This is a genomic window from Adlercreutzia rubneri, assembly GCF_009755265.1.
Classification (GTDB): domain Bacteria; phylum Actinomycetota; class Coriobacteriia; order Coriobacteriales; family Eggerthellaceae; genus Adlercreutzia; species Adlercreutzia rubneri.
Window position 1 is genome coordinate 1 of record NZ_WPOO01000003.1, and the last position, 23,600, is coordinate 23,600.

Consider the following 23,600-nt stretch of genomic DNA (forward strand, 5'->3'; position numbering starts at 1 on the left):
CGCCATCTCGAGGGACGACTCGGTGAGGCGCGCGTCGGGGCTGGTGCCGACGGCCCAGCCGACGGGCTTGCCGTCGAACAGGTCGACGACGGGCGACAGGTACACCTTGCGGCCGTCGTCGGGCAGGCGGAACTCGGTCACGTCGCTGACCCACGCCTCGTTGGGGCGCCCGGCGGAGAAGTCGTGGGTGCCGTCCGCCCTCAGCAGCAGGTTGGGCGCGGGCGCGTCGATCTCGCCGGCGTAGGAGCTGTAGCGCCCCCTGCGCGCGTAGCACACGCGCAGCCCGAGCCCGCGCATGAGCCGCCGCACCACCTTCTCCGACACCGGCCGGCCGCGCCGGCGCGACACGACCTCGCGCACGAACCGGTAGCCCCTCGACGAGTTGCCGTCGACGCGGAAGGCCCGCTCGACCTCGCCCGCCGTCCCGTCCGGCGGCGCGGAGGGCGAGGTCAGGGCGTCGAGCTGGTAGTAGTAGGTGGAGCGGGCCAGGCCCAGGGCCGCGCAGGCGGCCGCGGCGCCGAAGGCGCCCTCGAGCCTGGAGGCGCAGCCGGCCGCCTCAGCGTTGGTGAGGGCCGGCGCCCCTGCTTTTAGGACGGCCAACACCTCCCTGAGCGCGGCGTTGCTGAGCTCCAGGTCGGCGATGATCGCCTTGAGCGCCGCCGGGTCGTCGGGCAGCTCCTCCGGCAGCCCCGGCGGCTGCTCGCAGGGCATCGGGCGGGCCGGCCGGCTCGCCCGGCGGGTCTTCCCCTCGTCCACGGCCTCTCCCTTCCTCCTCTTCCTCGCGGGCGCCGGCAGCAGCGCCGCCGTGCCCCCTCGGGCGTACCTTCCCACGCTGTAGCGCACCTGCTGGGGGGTCAGCCCCGTCTCCCGGGCCGCCTGGGCGGCGGTCGCCCCCTCGGCCACGCGCCTTATCGCCTCGAGCTTGGGGAGCACGGGCTTGGAGCGGTACTGGCACTTGTCGGGGTCGTGCCTGGGATCCGCCTTGATCCAGTTGCGCAGCGTGCTGCCCGAAGGGTACCCCAGCTCGGCGGCGAAGTCATCCACGGACATCTCGCCGGGCATCGAGAACCACAGATCCAGCGCATCCTGCTTGGCCCTCTTGTCGTACATTCGAACTCCCTTCCGGACACCTGGGTGTCCAACTTGGAGTCCGCACCCCCAAGTTCACTCGAAATTATCAATTATCGTTAATTCTAATCACTATAGCTGCCCTTCAGACGCTCATAACCGTCAATCTCATGCAGCGACAGGAGCCTTCACCGACTGAGCGAGACGAGATGAAGCGCGAAGCGGCCATTACCGGAAAGGCCGATCGGAATCGGTTCCCATAGAAGTGGAGCGCAACCGCTCTTATCGAATGGGGCTCAGACACGTTTCCTCCGGCAGAGCGGCACGAGCCCACACGGGGCCTCTTTCGGCACAGACGCAGGGAACTAGGCAACAAAAAGGCCCCGCAACCTGATGGCTGCGGGGCCCCAGTTCTGCTGAAACGCGACGGGCGCTTACAGCGAGTCGATGTAAGCGACCAGGTCGCCCACGGTGACAAGCCCCTCGGGCTCGCCGAAGTCGACCTCGCAGGCCTCCTCCAAGTCGCAGATGAGCTCGACCATGTCCAGCGAGTCGATGCCGAGGGACTCGAAGGTCGCCTCGGGGGTGACGGTGGCGGGGTCGATGTCGAGGTTGCTCTCGAGAACGCCGGCGATGGTGTCGATAGTGGCCATGAACTAATCCTCCTTTTGGGTGAGCAGACCGTAGCCGCCGTCCTCGCGGCGGTACAGGATGTGCACCAGGTTGGTGTCGCGATCAGTGTACGCGAAAAAGTCGTGACCCAGCAGATCGATCTGGATGAGCGCCTCTTCTTCGGTCATGGGCGTGAACTCCGTCTCCTTGCGGCGGATGATCTCGTCCTCGGACAGCTCGTCCATCAGACGGTCGAGATCCAGCTCGCTCTCCGGACGGGCGTCCTCGTGGGCGTAGTCGACAATGCGCTCGGTGGCGCGAACCTTCTTGTCCAGCACGCGGGTCTTGTACTTGCGCAGCTGGCGGGCGACCTTGGCGGCAGCCACGTCGATGGCGGCGTACATGTCCTCTTCGCTTTCCTCCACGCGCACGATGTGGCCCTTGACGCGGACGGTGACCTCGCAAATAGCCGGCAGCGGGTTGGCCGGGTTCTTCTCGGTGTAAAGAACAATTTCCGTGGAGACGGTGTCGGCGTCCACAGCCTTGATCGCGTTACCGACCTTCTCCTCAGCGTACTGACGAAGGGCGTCGGTGACGGGCATTTTGCGTCCGGACACGGTGATCGTCATGATTTCCACCTCTTTTACCTCGTTGCTTGCACAATCAGCGTGGAAGGTGCGAGCCCGCTGGGGCACCTGAGCGCACCATGCGTAAAACGCACCCTTCCAAACTGGAAGAAACAGCATAGCGCACTTTTCGCGAGATTGACCGAGCAATTTGAGGTTGCAAGAAAACGATTGCCGTCTGAGGACTGTTTTCGGAATGCAGCGCCTTTGAAGTCGAACGGTTCTCGTTTTCGTGTGAAAAAGGCTGCTACGGGGACTTTACAGATAGGGATTTTCGCTGAAGCGAAAGGGAAAGCGGTTACAATTAACGGATATCTGTGAAGCCGTCTTGCTCGCAGGCGGCTGAGTCGGTAAGAGAAATTGAGGATATAAGGCATGGAACCCACTGCGAAGAATCCCGATCCGCATCATATCTTCATTGATGAAGTCCAGGGGCATCAGCGTCGCTGGTTGAAAGTCATCCAATTTACGAGTTCGTCCACGAAGGCGGCGGCCATCATGCTGGCGGCGGCTATTGTGGCCCTCGTTATCGCGAACTCGCCGTTCTTCGAGCCCTTTGAGGAGTTCTGGCACACCCATGTAGTGGTGGGCGTCGGCGGCTTTATCGGCGAGATGTCGCTGGCCCATATCATCAACGACATCTTCATGGCGGTGTTCTTCCTGCTCGTAGGGTTAGAGATCAAATACGAGATGACCGTCGGCGAGCTCACGAACATCCGCCAGGCGGCGCTGCCCATCATCGCGGCCTGCGGCGGCGTTCTGGCCCCTATCGTCATCTACTCCATCTTCAACGCCACCAACCCTGAGACCTCCCACGGCTGGGGTGTGCCCACGGCGACCGATATCGCCTTCGCCTTGGGCATCATGGCGCTGCTCGGCAACCGCGTGCCCAACGGCGTGCGCGTGTTCCTCTCCACCTTGGCCGTGGCCGACGACATCATCGCCATTCTCGTCATTGCCATCTTCTACGGCCAGAGCCCCTCGCTCATGTGGCTTGCCATTGCTGCGGCCATTCTCGTGGTGCTCGTACTGATGAACCGGGCGCACGTGTACGCCCTGACGCCTTACATGCTGGTGGGTTGCCTGTTGTGGTTCGCTGTGTTCATGTCCGGTGTTCATTCCACCATCGCTGGCGTGCTGCTCGCCTTCACGATCCCCACGGGGTCGCGCGTCGATCTGCAGAAGTTCATGACCTGGTCGGGCGACCGGGTTCGCGAGGCGCGCGCCGCCTATGTGGAGACCGAGCCGGTGACGCTTCAGAAGGATTACATGTTCACCGTCACCCGACTCTCCAGTGTTGCTCGTCAGGTGGTACCCCCGGCCACGCGCTTGGAGCATATGCTGTACCCGTGGGTGTACTTTGCCGTGCTGCCCCTGTTCGCGCTGACCAACGCTGATGTGAGCTTCCTTGGCGGCGATGTTCTCGCCATGGTCTCGAGCCCGGTGTTCTTCGGCGTGTTCTTCGGATTGCTTCTGGGCAAGCCCATCGGCATCCTGCTCTTCAGCTTCTTGACGGTGAAGCTGAAGATCGCCAACCTGCCCGATCATGTTAACTGGATCCATATGCTGGGTGCCGGCATCCTGGGCGGCGTGGGCTTCACCATGGCCATCTTCGTGGCGAACCTCGCCTTCCCCGAGGCGGTGCTCATCGCCGATGCGAAGATCGGCATTCTGTCGGCCTCGCTTCTGGCCGGCGTGATCGGCTTCCTCTTTCTGTTCATGCAGGCGAAGGCGGCCGAGCGCCAGGGCATCTCGTACGTGTCCGCCTCGCTGGATGAGGTGGTGCGCCAAACGGCCGGGGAAGAGGCCGCCGACATGGCCGACGACGTGGTGCTCGGCGCTGGCGACGAGGATCTGGTCGACGATGTGCGCGAGGTGCTGGAAGCCGAGGGCGGCGTGGCAGAGTTCGTCGTGCACGAGATCCGCGACGAGGCCGAGGCCGAGGACGTCACCGGCACGCGACCCTAGGGGACGCGTCGGTCCGCGGGCTTTTCGTACTTTCGGAGGGCGCTCTTTCGGGGGCGCCCTTTTTCATGCATCAAGTCGTTTTCGCAAACAGCAAGCTCGCTACAGCGCGCCCATGAGGTCGGCGATGGCGTAAAGGGTGCCGAAGGCGACGACGCAGCCTTCCGGGCCGGCGGCGTCGTGGGCTGCGCGCAGGGCATCGGCGGGAGCGCCGCACGTGCGCACGGGCACGTCATCGGCCCGGCCCTCTTCCACCATAATCTCGCGCACGCAGCCCTCCAGCTCGTCGGCCGCCAGGGCGCGAGGGCTTTTCGGGGCATACACCGAGAAGCTGCGGGCCCACGGCGCCACGGCGCGCACCATGGCCGGGTAGTCCTTGTCGGCCAGCACGCCCAAAGCAAAGTCGACTGAGGCGCGTCCCTCCTCCCCCAGAAGATCGGCGAGCGAGGCGGCCAGGGCCTCGGCCCCCTGAGGGTTGTGACCACCGTCCACAATGGTAAGCGGCGCGGTATCCACCACTTCGAAACGGCCGGGCCAACGGGCGGAGGCGATGCCTGCGAAAGCGGCCTCGGCGGAGATGGCCCACCCGCGCCCGCGCAGCACGTCGACCGCCGCGAGGGCCAGCGCCGCGTTGAAGGGCTGGTAGCTGCCGAGGAGACGCGTCTCGAATCCCCTCCCCTTCCATGAGAACCGGCGCAGGGCCGCTCCCGCGAGCGGCTCCACGGACAAGTCGCCGAAGTCGGGCACGAAAAGTTCGCAACCGCGCTCGGCGGCCACGGCCTCGATGACCGCCATGGCCTCGCTCTCCTGGGGCCAGCTCACCACGGGCGCTCCCGCCTTCACGATGCCGGCCTTCTCGCCGGCGACGGCGCCCAGGGTATCCCCGAGCAAATCGGTATGGTCGAGCCCGATGCGGCAGATCACGCTCACCTCGGGGGCCTCGATGACGTTGGTGGCGTCCAACCGCCCCCCGAGCCCCACTTCCAGCACCACGATATCGCAGCCCACGGCGCGGAAATGCTCGAAGGCCACGGCGCCCATGAGCTCGAACTCCGTAGGATGATCCCCACTCGCCGCCTCCACGGCTTCGGCCGCCGGGCGCACCGCCGCCACGGCCCGGGCGAGCTCCTCGCCCGTGATGTTCTCCCCGTTCACGCGGATGCGCTCCTCGAAGCAGAGGATGAACGGGCTCGTGAACAGGCCCACCTTGTAGCCGGCCGCCTGCAGCACCGAGGCCACATACGCGCACACCGACCCCTTCCCGTTGGTACCCGCCACGTGCACGAAGCGCAACTCGTCCTGGGGGCGCCCCAAGCGCTCCAGCAGATCCACCATGCGCGAGAGCCCCAGGCGCGAGGCCTGCCAGCGCGGGGTGTTTATCCAGGCTACGGGATCGAAGTGGCGCGCATCTTCCACGGCACGTTCTCCTTCAAGGACGCGGCTACCGTTTTCTTACAAACCCGGTAACCGATGGGGCATATCACGGCTCCATTCTATACTAGGTTCCGGGCACGAGAGGCCGCGCGACGAGAGGAGGAGCCATGGCAGCCATTTACGACCTGAACCGGCCGAACCCGCTGGCAGCGCCCTGCGACGAGGAAAACTGCAAGCCGCCCCTGGTCAAGATCCTCACCTCCCACGAGTTCAGCCAGCTCACGCATATCGCGCCGGAGGCGCGGGCAGAGCTGGCGGCGCTCGAGCTGGCGGCGGCCAACTTCGTCGAGCTGTACCCCTCCTACATCATCGGCTCGTTCTCGGTGCCGGACAAATCCGACCCCACGGGCGATCCGGACACCATGTCGTTCTACCTGGAAGCCGACCACCTCATCCTCATCGACGACGGCGACATCGCGCAGAAGACCCTGGACAAAGTGGCCGCAACCGGCATTCTCACGAAGCCCACCACCTCGCATACCCTGTATGCCTTCATGAAGACGCTCATCGCCGACGATTTCAGCTGGTTCTCCTCCATGGAAGACGCCATGGAAAGCCTCGAGGACGCCATGATCGGCCACCATGCCGACATCTCGTCGCAGACCATCATGAGCTACCGGCGCGCCGCCATGCGCATGGGCTCCTACTACCAGCAGATCGGCGTCATGGCCGACCTCATCGCCGACAACGAGAACAAGGTGATGAGCCGCGAGGAGGCCCGCACCTTCGGGCACATCACCACCCACGCGAATCACCTGTCCGACCGCGCCGACATGCTGCGCGAGTACAGCCTGCAGCTTTACGAGCTGCATCAGACGCAGATCGACTTGAAGCAGAACTCCACCATGCAGATTCTCACCATCGTCACGGTGATGTTCGCGCCGCTCACGCTCGTCACCGGCTGGTTCGGCATGAACCTCACCGTGCTGCCGGGACTCGATTGGCCCTATATGGCGGCCACGATCATCACCCTGGCCCTGGTCATGATCGTGGTGATGGTGCTGTTCTTCAAGCGGAAGAGATGGCTCTAGGCGATTTTGGGTCGCCTTAGACCTCGCCGCGCAGCAGCTCGCCTAAGGTGGCGAAGTCGTTTTCCAAGGCCTCGCGCTTCTTGCTGTCGTAGAGCGCGGCCGCCGGGTGGAAGATGGGGAACACCTTGAAGCGCCCCGCCCGCTGCAGCGTGCCGTGCAGGCGCGTGATGCCCACATCGGTTTTCAGGATGAACTTCGTGGAGAAGTTGCCCAGGGTGACGATGTACTCCGGGTTGATGGTGCGCGTCTGCTCGCGCAGAAACGGCGTGCAGGCCTGAATTTCCTCGGGACGCGGATCGCGGTTGGAAGGGGGACGGCACTTCAGCACATTGGCGATGTAGACGTCCTCGCGAGACAGCCCGGCGATGGCCAGAAGCTCGTTGAGGTACTTGCCGGCGGCGCCCACGAAAGGCTCGCCCTGCAAATCCTCGTTCTTGCCCGGAGCCTCGCCGACGATGAGCACCCGGGCCTCGGGATTGCCCACGCCGAACACCGTCTGCGTGCGGCCATCGCACAAGGGGCAGCGGCGGCAGGCGGCCACTTGGACTTGCAGGTCTTCTAGCGGAATGTGGGGGTGCTCCATCGGGCGTCCTTCTTTCTTGAGTTCCTTTTTGGGACTCGCCTCGGGCGAGCGCCGGGAGGGGGTGCCGTGCTCAAACAGCATTCTATGGCATTTCCCGCCGAGAGTCGCGGCATTTTCGTATGCCATAGAATGAACTGCGCGCGGCACCCCCTCCCGGCGCTCGCTGCGCATTGCTTTCGTTTCAACCTGCTGCACGGCCTTGATACTCGCTGACCGCCGCTTTCTACACGTACAGTCTGGGCAGTCTTGAGCAGCCGAAGCCGATGGCCACCTCGTGCTGGATGGTGCCCAAGGTCTCAGCCATCTGGTCGATGGTGACAGACGCTTCGCCCTGCTCTCCCACAATGGTTACCGTATCGCCGATCTGCGGGGCGAGGTCGTTGCGCTGGCGCAGGTTCACTTCGAACATGGACTGGTCCATGCAGATGTTGCCCACCTGGTGGAAGCGGCGGCCGGCCAGCAGCACGTCGGTGCGACCGGAAAGGCCCCGGCGGAAGCCGTCGGCGTAGCCGATGGGCATGGTGCAGATCTTCACGGCGCCGGGGCTGCGGTAGTTCAGGCCGTAGCTGACGCCCTCGCCCACCGGCAGCGTCTTCACATCGGTGATGCGGGCCTTCACGCTCATGGCCGGCTTCAGATCGATCATCGGGTAGGCCTCGGGGCACGGGTAGAATCCGTACAGCGAAATGCCGAGGCGCACCATGTCCAGCTGCACCTCTGGGTAGCGGATGGCGGCCGCGGAGTTCGCCGCGTGCACGATGCCCGGGTTGATGCCGGCCGCGCGCAGGGCGTTCACGGCTTCCGAGAAGCGCTTGACCTGCCGCTCGAAATCGATGGTGCCGGGGCAGTCGGCCGTGGCAAAGTGGGTGAAGGTGCCCACCAGATCGAGCGCCCGATGGAACGATATCTGCCGCGCGAATTCCACGACCTCGTCCCAACGCACGCCGATGCGGTTCATGCCCGTGTTCACCTTCATATGGAAGGGCGCGGACACCCCGAAGGCGTCGGCGGCCTCGGCGTAGCGGATGGCGAACTCGGCGGTGTAGACCGCCGGCATGATCTTGTAGGCCAGAAGCAGCGGGATGGCCATAGCCGGGGGCTCGCCCAGAATGAGGATAGGGGCGTTCACGTAGGCCTCGCGCAGGGCGATGGCCTCGTCCACCGTGGCCACGCCCAAGTACTCGGCCCCGGAGTTCAGCGCCGTTTTGGCGCACTGCACGGCGCCGTGGCCGTAGCCGTCGGCCTTCACCACGGCCATGAGCCGGGTACCCGGATTCAGGCGCTGCTTCACGGCCGAGGCGTTGTGACGGATGGCGTTCAGGTCGATCTCCACCCAGGCCCAGCGCCGATCCACCTCGGGAATGCGGGCGAGCTTGTCCGGATCGAAGCGCGGAGCGCCGGCAGCCGCCGTGCCCTGCTCAGCGAAGCGCAGCACATCGCTGGCCGCCGAGGACAGCTGGGACAGGGGGCGCACTCCGGCCCCGCGAGCGACTGCATCGGAGCCGCCCTCTGCAGCAACGCCCGCGCCGACGCGCTCGGCGCGGGCCGGCGACCAAGCCTCGGCCAGATTGCGGGCCTGGGCCTGCTTGCGCGCCGCGAACGGCGTGTCGTCGTACCGCGAGCCGCGCAAGGCGTCGCCCGCGGACACGAAGTTCGGATCTCGGTGCGAAAACCCCGTGAACCCGTTGGGAAGATCAGTCATAGTGCTACCACCTCAAACAGCCGCGCCCTATCGAGCGCGGCCGCATCTAGAACACGTTCCTCATGAAGTATAGCGCAGACCCGACGCACGGGAACGCGCTCTTTTGGCACGGGACAAAGACTTCCGACCGCGAGAACCCAGTCCCGGAAAGCCATACGGCAAGCACATCCGCAGCCAACCCTCCATCGCGACTTCGAAGCCAAAGGCCCTTGCGCGCCCGCTGCCTTACCCGAGCTCGCCCCGGGCCGCGGCGGCGGCGAGTTTCTCCGAGAGATCCTTCTGCGTGCTATGGCCCTCGCCGGCCATCATCTTCACGGCATGGGGAAGCGCCTCCACGATACCTTCCCAGTTCTCGGTGGCCGCCTTAGTGGAGCCGGGCAGGTTGATGATGAGCGTGTGCCCGCGCTGGGCGCAGATGGCGCGCGAGAGCATGGCGAAGGGCGTGATGGCGACGCTGTGGGCGCGCATGGCCTCGGCGATGCCGGGCACCTCGCGGTCGGCCACGTCGCGGGTAGCCTCGGGGGTCACGTCGCGCAGCGAGAGGCCCGAGCCGCCGCAGGTGAGCACGATATCGGCATCGGTGTTGTCGCAGGCGTCGATGAGTGCGCCGGCGATAAACGGGCGCTCGTCCATTTCCACAACGCGGCGGATGCACTCCCAACCCTGCTCGGCAATGAGCTGCTCCAGTTTCTGCCCCGCCTCGTCGGTTTCCAAAGTGCGGGTGTCGGAACACGTGATGATAGCGAATTTGATGGTCACTTTTACTTCCTTTCTTAGCAGCTCCCTTGAAACCCCCAGGGGCGATGCGGGGGCACAAGTGCCGTGCTCAAACAGCATTCTATGGCATTTCTCGCCGGGGGTCACGGCGTTTTCGCATGCCATAGAATGAACTGCGCGCGGCACCAGCGCCCCCGCCTCGCCATGCACGGTTGCCTCCGCTACAGCACGACTTCCTCGGGAATATCGAGCAGCAGGCAGTCGACGATGGAGCCGGCGGGCTGGGGCGCAGTGCCCTCGGGCATGACGGCCAGGCAGTTGGTTTTCTGGATGGGACCGAACAGCCCCGAGCTCTGGTTCTTGGCCGGCGTCACCTCATAGCCCTCGGCGGTACGCGTCAGGTTCGCCCGCAGATAGATGCGGCGCGGATCGCGGTTCTTCTCGTCGGCGGTAAGGCGCGCCTTCACCACGGGATGATCCATGAAGCGATAGCCCTGCATGGTGCGCAGCGCGGGGCGGATGAGCAGCTGGAAGCCCACGTAGGCCGCCGCCGGGTTACCGGGCAGTCCGAAGACGGGCGTGCCCTCCACCATGCCGAAGGTCTGGGCCTTGCCGGGGCGGATGTTCACGGTGGTCATCATAAGCTCGCCGAGCTCGGCCACCACCGGCTTGATGAAGTCGAAGTCGCCGTTGGCAGCCCCTCCCGTAGTGACGACGAGGTCGTACTCGCGGGCCGCAGCGGCCACGGCGTCGCGCAGGGCCTCGAAGGTGTCCTGGACGATGGGCAGCATCACGGCCTCGGCGCCGGCCTCGCGGGCGCAGGCGGCCATGGCGTAACTGTTGGAGTTGCGGATCTTGCCGGGGCCGGGCACCTCGGAAGGCGGCACGAGCTCGCTGCCCGTGGCGATGACGGCCACGCGCGGACGGCGGTAGACGGGCACCTCCAGCACGCCGCAACCGGCCAAAAAGCCGACGCCGGCGGCGGTGAGCACATCGCCCGCTTCCACGACCACGTCTCCCGCATGGGCCTCCTCGCCGGCGGCGCGGATGTTGGAGCCCACCTTCGTCGGGGCGGCAAACGACACCACCGAGCCCGGCTTGCCGTCGCCTTCCACGACGCCCACGATCTCGTACTTCACTACAGCGTCGGCATCGGCGGGCAGGCAGGCGCCGGTCATGATGCGCACGCATTCGCCGTCGTCTATGGTTCCCTCGAACACATCTCCGGCACCGATCTCGGCAATGACCCGCAGGGTCGCAGGAGCCTCCTCGGTAGCCTCGGCGATCTCGGCAGCGCGCAGGGCGAAGCCGTCCATGGCCGAATGCGCGAAGGGCGCAACATCGATGTCGCTTGTCTGATCGGCCGCCACCACACGCCCGACGGCATCGAGCAGCTCCACCGTTTCCACGGGCAGTTTCTCCACGGCCCCGCACACGAGCGCGCGGGCCTCTTCCAACGGAATCATTTCTCTCACAGGATCGGTCCTTCCCTTCCGCCCCGCCGCGCCATGCTCGGCACCATCGCGCCACAGCAGCACCGCGAGCACGGAATCCAACCGTCGTCGTTTCACTGGGGATCATTATAACTATTGCAGGATAACTACGGTCGAAAAGAGCGACGTTTTCACCGTCGCCGCAGATGCCTTCTCCGAAAAGATTCGCGCAATTCCTAGTCGCCGAACTGCATGCGGTAGTAGCGGGCGTAGACGCCATCGCGGGCCAGCAGCTCCTCGTGGGTTCCCTGCTCGAGCACACGGCCGTCCTCCACCACGGCGATGAGGCTCGCGTTGCGGATGGTGGACAGGCGGTGCGCGATGGTGATGGTGGTGCGCCCGCGGGAGAGCTCCGCCAGCGACGCCTGGATGGCGTGCTCGCTCTCGTTGTCAAGGGCGCTCGTGGCCTCGTCCAGAATGAGGATGCGCGGATCGCGCAGGAACACGCGCGCGATGGAGATGCGCTGCTTCTGGCCGCCGGACAGCCGCGCGCCGCGCTCGCCCACGAGCGTGTCGTAGCCGTCGGGCAGCGAGCAGATGAACTCGTGGATGTTGGCCTTGCGCGCCGCCTCCTCGATTTCGGCCTGGGTGGCGCCGGGGCGGCCGTAGGCGATGTTCTCCCCCACCGTGCCGCCGAACAAATACACGTCCTGCTGCACGATGCCGATGGCGTCGCGCAGGCTTGCCAATGACACGTCGCGCACGTCCACGCCGTCGATGGTCACCGCGCCGCCGGCCACGTCGTAGAAGCGCGGCAGAAGCGAGCAGGTGGTGGTCTTGCCGCCGCCCGAGGGCCCCACGAGCGCCACCGAGGTGCCGGCGGGGATGGAAAGCGTGAGCCCGTCGAGCACCGGATGGGTGCCGTCGTAGGAGAACGTCGCGTCGCGATAATCCACAGCGCCGCGCACCTCGCCGCCGCAGGCCTCGGCCAAAGTGGGCGCGCCGGGCTTGGTGGCCACGTCGGGCCGCTCGGCCAGCACCTCGATGAAGCGGCGGAAACCTGCGTAGCCCTTCTGCAGGGTCTCGGTGAAGTTGATGAGCTGCTCTACCGGTGCCATGAAGATGCCCACATACAGGGCGTAGATGGCCAAATCGGTCACGGCGAGCGTTCCTGCGGCCACGAAGTAGCCGCCGCCCACCACGACGATGGTGTACAAAAGCCCCGTGAACAGCGAGTTCAGCCCATGGAAGGCGCCCATGAACTTGTAGGATCGGTTCTTCGTGTCGAGAAATGCCTCGTTGGCCGCGCGGAACTTCTCGCGCTCGGCGTCCTCGCCGCCGAAGGACTTCACGACGCGGATGCCGCCGAGGGAATCCTGCACCGCCGCGTTGATGCCGGCCATGCGCTCGCGGTTCTCGCGGAATATGCGGCGGCGCCAGTAATTCAGCGCGAAGGACAGCGCCGCCATGACGATGGTGACGACAAGCATGATGGCGGTGAGCGGCCCGTTGATCATGAACAGCAGCACGAAGGAGCCGACGATCTTGAGCGTGCAGATGAACAGGTTCTCCGGCCCGTGGTGCGCGAGCTCCGATATGTCGAACAGATCGGTGGTGATCTTCGACATCATGACACCGGTGTTGTGGCGGTCGTAGTAGCCGAAGGAGAGGCGCTGGTACTGCTCGAACAAATCGCGGCGCATGTCGGCCTCCATGCGCGCGCCCATGACGTGACCCCAATAAGTGATGAACCACTGGCAGCCCGTGCGCGCGGCGTACAGCGCGATGAAGAGCAGCGCGATGAGCCCGAGGCTGCCCAAGATGACCGAGGGCGCCTCCGTGAAGAACTCGCGGGTGAAGAAGTTCAGCAGCTGCGGAAAGGCCAGATCGACCCCGGCCAAGATGCAGGCGGCCACGAGATCGGCAAAGAAGAGCGCCTTGTAGGGCTTGTAGTAGCCGGCGAACCGCCGCAGCACCTCGGCGGCGGCGACGTCGGCGTGTGTTTCCTTGGATGTGTCGACAGCAGTGGCCATAGGCCCATTCTAGCCCTCTGGGATTAATTTCGATGCCGAAGTCATCACGCTTTCACAACCCTTCGACGAATCGTCGCTCCCCGTCCTCCTTCATCTCCGCAACCGGCCCCGCAACCGCCCAAACATCCACTTTGGAACCCGAACCTTCGCTGGCATAACTTCGGTCGACGAACTACCGCTTTTCTGCATGAGATCTCTTGCCTGCAGAGTTTCACATTCCTTGGGAACCGGAGGCCGAAGCGCTACAATGGCCTCAGCCACCCAGAGAAAGAAGGCGACTATGCCGTTTTCGCCCGCGCCGTTTACACCCACGCCCTACACGCCGCCCGACTTCACGCTCCCCCACCTCGCCGCCGCGCCCGATGTGACGCTCGTGCCCGCGCCGAAGGATTTCGTGGCCCCGGAGGGCTACCACGCCATGTCCATTTATCCGGAGTATCTGAAGATCGCAGGGCAATGGACGCTCGCCCGCGATTCCCGCATGGATTGCGTGGCCGTCGTGGAAGGCGGCAACGTGTTCGTGCGCGAGTTCCGCCACATCCGCGCCGGCGATCTCATCGCCTGCGGACGCACGGAAAACGGCGAGGAGGGCATTCTCGTCTACACCGACGGCTTCCGCGGTCTGGCCACATCGGAGGACGGCGCTCCGCACCCGGGCGGCCACGACAACTTCGCCTTCCGCCTGGGCCGCTCTCGCGAGACCGCGTTCTCGCGCGACTATGACGAGCTCTACGAGCTTCTGCGCCACGACCGCGACCACGGCTCCATTGTATGGGTCATGGGGCCGGCCTTCACCTTCAACGGGTACTCCCGCGAGGCCTTCGCGAAAATCATCGACGCCGGCTATGCGGACGCGGTGTTCGCCGGCAATGCTCTCGCCACCCACGATTTGGAAGGGGCCTACTTCCACACGTCCCTCGGTCAGGACATCGACACCCAGGAGAACCGCCCCAACGGCCACTACCACCACCTGGACACCATCAACCGCGTGCGCTATTGGGGATCCATCGAGCGGTTCATCGAAGAAGAGGGCGTGCGCGACGGCATCATGAACGCGCTGGTGCGCAATGGCGTGCCCTACGTGCTGGCCGGATCCATCCGCGACGACGGCCCTCTGCCCGGCGTGTACGGCAACGCCTACGAGGCGCAGGACGCTATGCGCGACCACATTCGCAGCGCCACCACCGTCATCTGCATGGCCACCATGCTGCACACCATCGCCACGGGGAACATGACCCCCTCCTACCGCGTGCTGGCCGACGGCACCATACGTCCCGTGTACTTCTACTGCGTGGACATCGCCGAATTCGCCGTGAACAAGCTGGTGGATCGTGGCAGCCTCGCCAGCCGCGGCATCGTCACCAACGTTCAGGACTTCATCGCCAACATCGCCAAAGGATTGGGGCTTTTGGGTTAGAAGGTTGCGCAACATCGGAAAGGTCATCCCCGACGACGACCCTCTTATCGACCGCGTTCCCGAATGGCAGCGCGATTGGCGCAATGCCTTCCAGATGATGGTCGATGCCGGCGCCGTCAAGGAATGCGACACCATCGAGGAGTTGGAAGAGGCCCTCGGATTGCGCGAAGACGTGCTCGTGCAGGCTGTTAAGGACTGGAACGCCGCCTGCGAGGCCGGAGAGGACACTGTTCCCACCTACAAGTACGATCCCTCGTGGCTCATCCCCATCAGCGAGCCTCCCTATTACGGAGCGAAGCTCGGCGGCAACCTGTTCGCCACCAAGTGCGGACTGCGCATCAACCCCAAGATGCAGGTCATCGATACCGAAGGCGCCGTTATTCCCGGGCTTTACGCTGGCTGGCACACCGCCGGAGGCTCGAACGGCGAGAACAACCTCGCCGGCAAGCCCTTCAACGGCCTGTACGGTGATGTGGGACTATCGTTCCTCGGTGGGTACATGGCCGCAGGCTCTATCATCGGCGAGATCTAGTCAGCCATCTTTCGCCACAACCTATCATTAGCCCTCCCCTGGCGCCCCGTCCAACCGACGGGGCGCCGTCATGTTGCACCGCCGACAGAGGCGCCAGCGCACCCTGCCACCAGCCGAGGCATCATCACCCCCAGAAGACATTATTCCAACGAAGAAATGCTCTCCTTCAGGCAGTCGACGAACAGCTTCCCGTTCTCCCCGATGCGCTCCTCGTTGTAGATCACATAGAGATCGCAGGGCACCGTAAAATCGTCGACCGCGAATATCTTGATGTCGGAGCTCGCCCGCAGACCCGAGCGCACTCCCCCCAGCGCAATGCCGAACGTCTCGCCCGTTCCCGACAGATACAGGTCAAGATAGTTCGAGCAAGGCTGATTGTCGGGCTCCACGGCTACCCCGACCCCTGCAAACCATTCGATGAGCACGCGGCCCGCGCGTTCCATATTCGCGGAATTCCCCAAGAGCATCGTGAAGCCGTCCAAGTCGGCCGCCGTCACGCGATCGCACTCAAACAGAGGACAGGAGCGGTTCATCCAAAAACGACATTCGCCCTCGCTAAAGCGAAAAGCCCCCACTCCGGCAGGCAGCTCATCGGGCAGCGCCTCTTCCCCGCCATCTCGTCGCCTCACTTGAACGAAAATGGAAAGATCCGCCTTGCCGCTCTCCACCGCTTCCATGTTCGCGTAAGCGCCCGACGCCATGAGCATTTCGAGGCATCGGTCAGGATGATCCCGTCGGAAAGCGTGCAGCGCACGCGTCAGCAACTCCTCGAAGGGAGCGTAATCGAGGGTGCCCACCACTATGGACGACGAGGCTTCCGCCAGCGCCCGGCACTCTTCCGCGCTTTCCTCTACCAGCTTCACTATGGCACGAGCACGCTTCAGAAAAAGACGGCCGGCTGGCGATAGCTCCAACTGACCGACGCGCTTGACCGTAAGAGGCGCCCCTACCTCCTCCTCGAGTGCGTGAATATGGGCCCGCAGCGTCGGTGGCGACACGAACAGATCAGCAGCCGCCTGGGCGAAATTGAGAGAGCGCGAGAATTCGATGTACTCGCGCAGATATGCGGTGTCCACGGACAGCTCCTTCCCCACCCCCGAATCGCGGAACGCAACCTGCAACCAGTATACCCCATCAGCTCCTCGCAGCAGGTCAGCAGCCGCTGGGGCCAAACTCAACCGATGTTGCGCAAATACGGCTTTTCTGCTACCGCTCCTTCGGGGTTTCAGGGCTCCTCGACCCTGAATTCGCTGAGGCTAGCCACGAGCTTCAGCCCGAAGCTGCTCTCATGCGCGCTATGATCGAGGCCCGGCAAAGCCAAAATCTCACGCAAAAGGAATTGGCCGAACGATGTGGCATAGCTCAGACCGAAATCAGCCGCATAGAACGCGGAATCCGCAACCCTTCGATACGCGTCCTTCAGAAAATCGCGGAGGGAATGAACATGTATCTGCATATCTCCTTCCTCCCCCGCGACCCGCAACCGGGCACCCGCTCCGCATAGCATAGCAACGCGAAGACGCCGCCGGCGTGCTTTTGGGCTCCCCAAGGCCGTTCTGAAGAAATCTCGGTCAACGAACTACCCGTTTTCTGCATGAGATCTTGAGTTATCAGCGTCTCTGGGGGCACGCCCGCAACCCGATGCCGGGAACTCCCTTACCAAGCGCAACGCTTTGACCAGGCGTTTTGTAAAAGCCGTTCTCAGCCGCGAGCCCTTCTGCGGATTCCGGACGCTTATAACTCGAGATTTCGTGCAGAAACAGAGGGGTTCGTCGACCGAGAACAGGCAAAAGCGATCCCAGCTGGCTGCCGCGAAACAGAAGAAGGGCCGCCTCGTTATGAAGCGGCCCTTCTTTAGTCGTTTGTGCGCTCGCCTTCCAAGGCGAACCTTGTGGACTGCGAGCCCCTGCTCGGCCCTCTAGCGCTTGATGTTGTAGAAAGCTTTCATACCGGCGTACTGGGCCTGGCCCTCAAGCTGCTCCTCGATGCGGATGAGCTGGTTGTACTTGGCCACGCGGTCGGACCGGCAGGGGGCGCCGGTCTTGATCTGGCCGGTGTTGCAGGCCACGGACAGATCGGCGATGGTCACGTCCTCGGTCTCGCCGGAGCGGTGGCTCATGACGCAGGCGTAGCCGGCCTGCTTGGCCATCTCGATGGCCTCGAGCGTCTCGGTGAGGGAGCCGATCTGGTTCACCTTGATGAGAATGGCGTTGGCGCAGCCCAGCTCGATGCCCTTGGCGAGGCGCTTGGAGTTGGTGACGAACAGGTCGTCGCCCACCAGCTGCACGCGATCGCCGATGCGGTCGGTCAGCTTCTTCCAGCCGTCCCAGTCCTCCTCGGCCATGCCGTCCTCGATGGAGACGATGGGGTACTTGTTCACGAGCGCCTCCCAGTAGTCCACCATCTCGTCGCTCGTCAGCTCGCGACCCTCGCCGGCCAGCACGTACTTGCCGGTCTCGGCGTTGTAGAACTCGGTGGAGGCGGGATCCATGGCGAACAGGATGTCGGTGCCCGGCTTGTAACCGGCCTTCTCGCAAGCTTCCACGATATAAGCCAGCGGCTCCTCGTTGGTCTTCAGGTTGGGAGCGAAGCCGCCCTCGTCGCCCACGCCGCCGCCAAGGCCCGCATCATGCAGCACCTTCTTCAGGGTGTGGTAGATCTCGGCGCACCAGCGCAGAGCCTCGGCGAAGGTGGGGGCGCCCACGGGCATGATCATGAACTCCTGGAAGTCCACGTTGTTGTCGGCATGCACGCCGCCGTTCAGGATGTTCATCATGGGCGTCGGCAGAAGATGCGCGTTCGCACCGCCCACGTACTTGTACAGCGGCAGCTCGGCGGCCTCCGCGGCAGCCTTGGCCACGGCCAAAGAAGCGCCCAGGATGGCGTTGGCACCGAACACGCCCTTGTTCTCCGTGCCGTCGGCCTCGATCATGGCGGCGTCCACCATGCGCTGATCCTCGGCCTCGAGGCCGATGAGCACGTCGGCGATCTCGTTGTTCACATGGGCCACGGCATCCAGCGTGCCCTTACCCAGATAGCGGCTCTTGTCGCAGTCGCGCAGCTCCACGGCCTCGAAAGCGCCCGTGGAAGCGCCCGAGGGAACCGCCGCGCGGCCGAAGGCGCCGTCTTCCAGCACGACTTCCACTTCGACGGTGGGGTTGCCGCGAGAATCGAGAACCTCGCGCCCGTACACATCGATGATGACGCTCATGTAGTGCCTCCTTGAAGGTTGGTTGATGCTTCTAATCAGCGTTCACCATCATAGCACGAACGACGCAAGCGCAAGCGCCCCGCGCGGGTTCATTCCGCACGGGGCGCATAAAACAGGGGTCGCTGCCGGGCCCAATCGGGCACCGCAACCAACAAGGACGACGGCTCTCGCCCTCAGACAGAGCCCCAACAACGGCGCAGAGGCGGGTTAATGGATGCCCGGCCACACGGCACCCGTGGCGGGCACGGGCACATCGCGGTTCTCATCGGTGGTCGGAATGACGCCGAACTCCTTCAGAAGGCCGTAGATGTCGGTATGCTCGATCTCCTTCAGGCCGCGCGACAGCAGAAGCTTCTCCAGCACGTTCATGTTCATGTCTGTTGCCGGCTTGCCGTCGCGCAGAAGCACCGTCGCGTTCAGCAGCACGCGCAGGTCGAACACGCTGCCCCACACCTCAGGCACGCCGCGGTCGATGTCGAGCAGCGTATATACCGCCTCCATGCCAGTGCGCATGGAGTACTCAGTGGTGAAGATGGTGTCGCGCGGCGTCTCGGCGAACTGGCCAATGAAGGCGAAGTTCACGGCGCCCTCAGGCACGACGAGCGGACGGTCGCCATCGGCGCGGGGCATGAAGAAGGCCGTGATGTAGGGCATCATGCAGGGCACCGTGTTCGCGGAATGCTCGGCCAGCTCCTCGATTTGCTCCTCGGGCACGCCCAGGTGGTACAGCCACTCCTCGCAGATTTCCTTGCCGGTGCAATCGCGCATGGGCTTCTTCACGTAGTCGCCGGGCACGTCGGTGAACAGGCCGTAGAGCCACACGCACACCTGCCCCTCGGGCTGGGCGCGGAACTGCGGCTGGCGGTTGATGGTCCAGGAGAGCAGCCAGCTGGAGTCCTTCACCGACACGATGCCGCCCGTGACAACGCCGCCGGAAAGCGGGTCGCGCTTGCAGATGGCCTCGATATAAGGCAGGATCTTCTCGTCCAGCGTGGTCACCGTGGCGCTTTCCCAGTTGCTCTTCTCCGGGTCGCCGCAGAACTTCTCGGGACGGCCGAACTCCGGCGACTGGGCCGCGATCCTCTTCCACAGATCCCAGCCATCGCCGGGAGTGAGCTCGGGGGCGAAACGGGCGGGGGCGTCCTGGCTGCCGAAGGAGGAGTGGGCCACCAGGCTGCCGGGCGTGATGAAGACGAGGTCGTTTTCCGTGAGCGGAATGGTCTCCTCGCGCGCGAGGTCGACCGCCGGGGCCGTCTTGCCGTCGGGCTGCACGCCCTCGGCCGCGTCCACCGCCGCCGGGCCGTCCTCGCGCACCAGCCGAATCTCCGTAGCCAGCTTCCGGTCATCGTCCTTAGCGTCATCGCAGCTGAAGCGCACATCAGTCACGTGGGTGTTGAACTGGAAGTCGACGCCGTGGGACTCAAGATAGTTCACCATGGGCAGGATCATGGACTCGTACTGGTTGTACCGGGTGAAGCGCAGAGCCGAGAAGTCGGGCAGGCCGCCCAAATGGTGCACGAAGCGGGTGACGTAGCGCTTCATCTCAAGGGCCGAGTGCCAATTCTCAAAGGCGAACATGGTGCGCCAGTACAGCCAGAAGTTCGAGTTCAGCACCTCATCGGAGAAGTACTCGGTGATGACCTTGTCCTGCAGCTCCTCTTCCGGGGTGAAGAACAGGTTCATGATTTCCATGCAGGCTTTGTCGGACAGGTTGAACTTGTTGTCAGTATGGGCGTCCTGGCCGCGATCCTGCGTGGCGCGGCACAGCGAGTAGTTCGGATCGCGCTTGTTCAACCAATAGTAGTAGTCGAGCACCGATACCGACGGATCCTCGATGGAGGGAATGTCGCGGAACAGATCCCACATCACCTCGAAGTGGTTGTCCATCTCGCGGCCGCCGCGCATGGTGTAGCCCAGCCCCGGGTAATCCCAGCCGTCGCAGCCGCCGCCGGCACGCGGGTCGCGCTCCAGGATGTGGATCTTCTCGCCGGGCATCCGTCCGTCGCGCACGAGAAAGCACGCCGCCGCCAGGCCTGCCAGGCCGCTGCCGATAATGTAGGCCTGCTTGTTTTCCACGCCCTCGGGCGGAAGCGGATGGGCGAAGGCCTCGTAGTTGCCGCTGGAATAGTACATAGCGCACGTCCTCTCTGGTCGGGTTCAATGCTTACCTTCCATCATGCGGCCGCTCCGCGCGCCCGCATCCGTCAACAAGATTCCGTTGCGCCCCCGTTAGCTGGCAGTAACCTGGCGAAACGCGAAAGGCCGTACTATAATGGCTCGCTGTGACTGAGAAGAGACATATCCCGGGCTTCGTGTACAAGCTCATGCTGCTGGCGGCCACCATTATTTGGGGGTTCGCCTTCGTGGTGATGAAGGACGCCGTCGACGTGCTGCCCCCGGCCCAGCTCATCGGCGTGCGCTTCTTCCTGACGGGACTGCTCATGGCCGCTGTGTTCCATCGGTCGCTTAAGGGCGCGCTGAACGGGCCGTGCCTTAAGGCGGGGCTCGTGCTGGCCGTCGTGACCTTCCTCGCGTTCTGGGTGCAGACGGTGGGGCTCGCCGACACCACGCCGGGCAAGAACGCCTTCCTTACGGCCACTTACTGCGTCATTGTTCCCTTCATGCTGTGGGCCGTCGCCGGCAAGCGCCCCACCTTCGCCAACGTGGGCGCCGCCGCTCTCTGCATCACGGGCATCGGGCTCGTGTCGCTCACCGCCGGCTCGCTCGCCTTCGAGTTCGGCGATGCCATGACGCTTCTGTGCGCCGTCTTCTTCGCGGCGCAGATCATCGCCATCGCGCGCTATTCGAAGCGCTTCGACGTGCTCGCGCTCACCGTGTACCAGTTCCTCTTCGGCGGCATTGCGGGACTTGTCGTCGGCGCTCTCACCGAGCCGGCGCCGAACCTGGCGGCCCTCACGCCGGAATTCGCCTTCAACCTGTTCTACCTCGTGGTGTTCGCCTCGGGGCTGTGCTACCTCTTCCAGAACGTGGGGCTCGTCCACGTGTCGCCGGCCCAGGGGTCGCTTCTGCTGTCCCTGGAATCGGTTTTCGGCGTGCTGGCCAGCGTGCTGTTCTACGGCGAGGTGGTCACCGGGCGCATGGCGGTCGGTTTCGTCCTCATTTTCGCCGCCATCCTGATAAGCGAGCTGGCACCGACACGGGCAAAGCGCGAGAAGCACCCGAAGACGAGCGAATCGTCCGATGCCCCTAAGTCGCGCAGCATTCCGATAGTCGACGAGGACGACAGCGACCTTGTCGCAAGCTCCTAGGGAATAAGCGCGAAGGCAGCGCAGGCGACAACGCCGACGAGGAGGGCCGCCCCGTCGCCAAAGGCGAAACGGCGCCCGTCAAGCGACGTCGGCACGCCGGAAGCTCCGTAGCAGCGCGCCTCCATAGCGGATGCCAGGCGATCGGCCCGACGGAAAAGCCCCACGAACAGCGGCACCATGAGGCCCCCATAGGCTCGCAGGCGCCGCACGAGCCCTGCGCCCTCGAAGGCAGCTCCCCGCGAGGCCTGGGCAGCCCTCACGGCCCTCAGCTCCTCGGAAAGCAGCGGCATGAACCGCAGGGCGATGGAAAGCGACATCGTGAAGTCGCGTACGGGCAGCCCCAGACAGCCCAGGGGGGAGAGCAGCCGGCGCAGCGCCTCGGAAAGCTCTGCAGGCGTGGAAAGCGCCGTGAGCAAAAGACTCGCCCATACCAGCAGAAGCAACCGGAGGGCCACCGCGATTCCCGCAAGCCACCCAGAGGCTGCAACATTGTAGACGAGCAGGAAGCCGACAAGGAGGTAGGCGAAGGCCCCTTCGCGCAGCAGACGGGCAACGGGGACGTCCCCGACGGAGGCCACGGCCGCCAGCAGCGCAGCCGCCACACCCAGACCCAGAAGGTTTTCCGTGCAGAAAAGCGCCACGGAATAGGCCACGAGCAGCCCGATCTTCACACGGGCGTCCACGGTGCGCAGTGTCCCTTTCGCACCGATGCGCGTGGCACGGCGAGCTTCGCCGGCGCCGCATCTCGCACCGCCTGCGCGTTTCGCAGCGTCTGCGCGAGCAGCACCGGCGTCCCCCTTCTCGGATGCGACAGAATATATCGAGGCTTTTTCCATGTCGCCAGTATCCCACAGAACCCCCATCGTCACGGATGCCATCCCTCCCCCATCGGCCAGACACCGGTGAGCGCTCGTGTTTTGTGCAGAGGCGCAAAAGAAGGCGCCCCCATGCTCAAGGGGGCGCCTTCTTTCAATTCCGTCAAGCCATCCCGCGGGCTCCTGTTAAGGAAGAGCCCAGGCTTGGTGGAGTCATCATGAAGCCGGCGAGTTAGCGAACCGGCCTCGAATCGGCGAGCCGCACGGCCCGCATGCAGATGTTAGAGCGATTGCTCAGCCGCAATCTCAGCCTGCTCGAACTCAAAGGCAGTCTCCGCATCCTCGGCGGCAGCCTGCTCGTTGCCCAGCGCGTCATCGTACTCGGTGGACATGGTGGCCTCGGCCACAACCTGCTGCTCGACGCGCTCGAGATCCTTGGCGGCATCTTCGGCCTTGGCGGCCTCGGTCGCAACGAACTCCTCCATCAGCGTATCCTTGTCAGCCATGATCCGGCTCCTTTCAATCGGTGCGATACCCATGTACTTACACTGCAGGAGCAAGATCGGTTGCCCTTGCAAGGAGTATTCTATGGGCCTCAGCAGCAAGGTAAACTTGAGCGAGCCGATAGTAATTCAGAGGTTGGACGCGCGTCGCCTTGCCGTCATGAGACCCGCGCCGCAAGTCATACCGCGCTTGCGGCAAGGGGCGACCGAGGTCGCCCCCTACGGGAGGAAACGCAGAGAAGCCGCCCGAGGGCGGCTTCTCCGGTATAGAACGATGCTTCCACGCTCCGCTTTTGCGGCTGGCGGGCGCGCGGCGCACCCGAAGTTCCCAGTCGAACGATTACTCGCTCTTGACGTCGGCCTTCTCTTCCTCAGCCTTCTCCACCTCGGAGGTCTCGACCTCCTTGGCAGCCTCGGCCTCGGCCTTCTCGGCTTCCTCCTTGGCGGCCTCGGCGGGATCACCGGCGGTCTCCTCGGTCTCGCGGAACGCCTCGGCCTCTTCGGCCTTCTTCTCCTCGACGGCCTCGACCTTCTCGGCATCGGTCATCTCGGCGCCGTTCTCGGCAACGGCCTCGGCGGCGTCTACAGCCTCGATCTGCTCGACGGTGCCGTCGGCCTCGAAGCCCAGATCCTCGGCGAGCTCCTCGGA

At 64.5% G+C, this 23,600-nt stretch carries 20 protein-coding genes; 6 read left to right on the forward strand and 14 right to left on the reverse strand.

The window, feature by feature from the left end:
- The 3 genes from GO707_RS02570 to hpf all read right to left on the reverse strand — a co-directional run.
- The coding region (locus GO707_RS02570) for an IS3 family transposase (protein WP_157011945.1) at positions 1–1,110 on the reverse strand (1,110 nt) is incomplete at its 3' end.
- 392 nt (positions 1,111–1,502) lie between these two features.
- Positions 1,503–1,721 carry an acyl carrier protein gene (locus GO707_RS02575; RefSeq protein ID WP_016309287.1) on the reverse strand — a complete coding sequence of 73 codons (219 nt, stop codon included), beginning with the start codon at positions 1,719–1,721 and terminating at the stop codon, positions 1,503–1,505.
- Between the two features lie 3 nt (positions 1,722–1,724).
- Entirely contained in the window at positions 1,725–2,309 is a 585-nt protein-coding gene (gene hpf / locus GO707_RS02580) for a ribosome hibernation-promoting factor, HPF/YfiA family (RefSeq protein WP_157012052.1), read from the reverse strand.
- Between the two features lie 372 nt (positions 2,310–2,681).
- On the opposite strand from hpf, the gene nhaA reads away from it, so the two are divergent.
- Positions 2,682–4,274, forward strand: a complete 1,593-nt coding sequence (nhaA, locus tag GO707_RS02585; protein ID WP_157011947.1) for a Na+/H+ antiporter NhaA — start codon at positions 2,682–2,684, stop codon at positions 4,272–4,274.
- A 99-nt stretch (positions 4,275–4,373) separates the two neighbouring features.
- On the opposite strand, the gene GO707_RS02590 is transcribed toward nhaA, so the two are convergent.
- The gene (locus GO707_RS02590; RefSeq protein WP_335878670.1) at positions 4,374–5,687 is read right to left on the reverse strand and encodes a bifunctional folylpolyglutamate synthase/dihydrofolate synthase; all 1,314 of its coding nucleotides are present in this window, start codon (positions 5,685–5,687) and stop codon (positions 4,374–4,376) included.
- 125 nt (positions 5,688–5,812) lie between these two features.
- Here GO707_RS02590 and GO707_RS02595 point away from each other — a divergent pair, with 125 nt between their 5' ends.
- Positions 5,813–6,736, forward strand: a complete 924-nt coding sequence (locus tag GO707_RS02595) for a magnesium transporter CorA family protein (RefSeq protein WP_117283908.1) — start codon at positions 5,813–5,815, stop codon at positions 6,734–6,736.
- Positions 6,737–6,752: 16 nt separating this feature from the next.
- On the opposite strand, the gene GO707_RS02600 is transcribed toward GO707_RS02595, so the two are convergent.
- From GO707_RS02600 to GO707_RS02620, 5 genes are all read right to left on the reverse strand, one after another.
- Complete coding sequence (locus GO707_RS02600) at positions 6,753–7,319, reverse strand: uracil-DNA glycosylase (RefSeq protein ID WP_114548633.1); 567 nt, start codon at positions 7,317–7,319, stop codon at positions 6,753–6,755.
- A 223-nt stretch (positions 7,320–7,542) separates the two neighbouring features.
- On the reverse strand, positions 7,543–9,021 hold the full coding sequence (alr, locus tag GO707_RS02605; protein ID WP_157011949.1) for an alanine racemase: 1,479 nt from the start codon (positions 9,019–9,021) through the stop codon (positions 7,543–7,545).
- Between the two features lie 225 nt (positions 9,022–9,246).
- Positions 9,247–9,780, reverse strand: a complete 534-nt coding sequence (locus tag GO707_RS02610) for a MogA/MoaB family molybdenum cofactor biosynthesis protein (protein WP_335878672.1) — start codon at positions 9,778–9,780, stop codon at positions 9,247–9,249.
- 179 nt (positions 9,781–9,959) lie between these two features.
- Entirely contained in the window at positions 9,960–11,213 is a 1,254-nt protein-coding gene (locus GO707_RS02615) for a molybdopterin molybdotransferase MoeA (protein WP_114539675.1), read from the reverse strand.
- Between the two features lie 194 nt (positions 11,214–11,407).
- On the reverse strand, positions 11,408–13,204 hold the full coding sequence (locus GO707_RS02620; RefSeq protein ID WP_157011953.1) for an ABC transporter ATP-binding protein: 1,797 nt from the start codon (positions 13,202–13,204) through the stop codon (positions 11,408–11,410).
- A 280-nt stretch (positions 13,205–13,484) separates the two neighbouring features.
- Between GO707_RS02620 and GO707_RS02625 the strand changes: the two genes are divergently transcribed.
- Together GO707_RS02625 and GO707_RS02630 are read left to right on the forward strand one after the other, a co-directional pair.
- Positions 13,485–14,621 (forward strand): putative NPN-dependent ornithine cyclodeaminase, encoded by a 1,137-nt coding sequence (locus tag GO707_RS02625; protein WP_157011955.1) that lies wholly within the window; start codon positions 13,485–13,487, stop codon positions 14,619–14,621.
- A 4-nt stretch (positions 14,622–14,625) separates the two neighbouring features.
- Positions 14,626–15,153 (forward strand): FAD-binding protein, encoded by a 528-nt coding sequence (locus GO707_RS02630; protein ID WP_227070364.1) that lies wholly within the window; start codon positions 14,626–14,628, stop codon positions 15,151–15,153.
- Positions 15,154–15,293: 140 nt separating this feature from the next.
- On the opposite strand, the gene GO707_RS02635 is transcribed toward GO707_RS02630, so the two are convergent.
- Positions 15,294–16,229 (reverse strand): LysR family transcriptional regulator, encoded by a 936-nt coding sequence (locus tag GO707_RS02635; RefSeq protein WP_157011957.1) that lies wholly within the window; start codon positions 16,227–16,229, stop codon positions 15,294–15,296.
- Between the two features lie 221 nt (positions 16,230–16,450).
- Here GO707_RS02635 and GO707_RS12820 point away from each other — a divergent pair, with 221 nt between their 5' ends.
- Positions 16,451–16,657, forward strand: coding sequence for a helix-turn-helix domain-containing protein (locus GO707_RS12820; protein WP_367891215.1), 207 nt, complete (start codon positions 16,451–16,453; stop codon positions 16,655–16,657).
- A gap of 414 nt (positions 16,658–17,071) precedes the next feature.
- Here GO707_RS12820 and eno read toward each other — a convergent pair whose 3' ends face one another.
- Both eno and GO707_RS02650 read right to left on the reverse strand, forming a co-directional pair.
- Entirely contained in the window at positions 17,072–18,364 is a 1,293-nt protein-coding gene (gene eno, locus GO707_RS02645) for a phosphopyruvate hydratase (RefSeq protein ID WP_114539655.1), read from the reverse strand.
- Positions 18,365–18,571: 207 nt separating this feature from the next.
- Positions 18,572–20,497, reverse strand: a complete 1,926-nt coding sequence (locus tag GO707_RS02650; protein WP_114539654.1) for an oleate hydratase — start codon at positions 20,495–20,497, stop codon at positions 18,572–18,574.
- 149 nt (positions 20,498–20,646) lie between these two features.
- Between GO707_RS02650 and GO707_RS02655 the strand changes: the two genes are divergently transcribed.
- On the forward strand, positions 20,647–21,633 hold the full coding sequence (locus GO707_RS02655) for a DMT family transporter (protein ID WP_147272692.1): 987 nt from the start codon (positions 20,647–20,649) through the stop codon (positions 21,631–21,633).
- On the opposite strand, the gene GO707_RS02660 is transcribed toward GO707_RS02655, so the two are convergent.
- Positions 21,630–22,511 carry an energy-coupling factor transporter transmembrane component T family protein gene (locus GO707_RS02660; RefSeq protein ID WP_114539652.1) on the reverse strand — a complete coding sequence of 294 codons (882 nt, stop codon included), beginning with the start codon at positions 22,509–22,511 and terminating at the stop codon, positions 21,630–21,632. The two genes, GO707_RS02655 and GO707_RS02660, sit on opposite strands and share 4 nt — an antisense overlap.
- Positions 22,512–22,729: 218 nt before the next feature.
- The gene (locus GO707_RS02665; protein ID WP_114539651.1) at positions 22,730–22,954 is read right to left on the reverse strand and encodes a hypothetical protein; all 225 of its coding nucleotides are present in this window, start codon (positions 22,952–22,954) and stop codon (positions 22,730–22,732) included.
- Between the last annotated feature and the right edge of the window lie 646 nt (positions 22,955–23,600).